Below are 562 nucleotides of genomic sequence, written 5' to 3' on the forward strand. Positions count from 1 at the left end.
GCGCGGCCGGGGCGGGCCCGCGCCGAGCTTCGCGATCCTCGACGCCGCCGACGGACCCGGCGGGGCATGGTCCCGGTACTGGGACTCGCTCGCGCTGTTCTCGCCGGCGGAGACCAGCTCCCTGCCGGGGTGGCGGATGCCCGCGTGGCAGGGTTTCGGCACCCCGTCCGCCGACCACGTGGTGGCCTACCTGGCGGAGTACGAGCGCCGCTACGAGCTGCCCGTGCACCGGCCCGTCACCGTCCTCGAGGTCGCCGACGCCCCCGACGGCGGCTTCGTCGTGCGCACGGACCGCGGCGACTGGCACGCCCGCGCCGTGATCTCCGCGACCGGCTCGTGGACCCGCCCCTTCCTGCCGCACCTGCCCGGCGCGGAGGACTTCGCCGGACGGCTCCTGCACACCGTGGACTACCGCCGCGCCGAGGACTTCGCGGGCGAGCGCGTGCTGGTGGTGGGCGGCGGCAACTCCGGCGCGCAGATCGCCGCCGACCTCGCGCCCGTGGCCCGCTCCCTCACGTGGGCCACGCGCCGCCCGCCCCCGGTGGATGCCCCGACGACGTCG

At 77.6% G+C, this 562-nt stretch carries 1 protein-coding gene; it reads left to right on the plus strand.

What is annotated here, in order from left to right; translation table 11 throughout:
• A partial coding sequence (locus tag AC2W7A_RS13260) for an NAD(P)-binding domain-containing protein (RefSeq protein WP_485991742.1) occupies positions 1 to 562 on the plus strand: 562 nt, incomplete at both ends.

This window comes from Micrococcus sp. LASM2_SD2 (assembly GCF_057364565.1).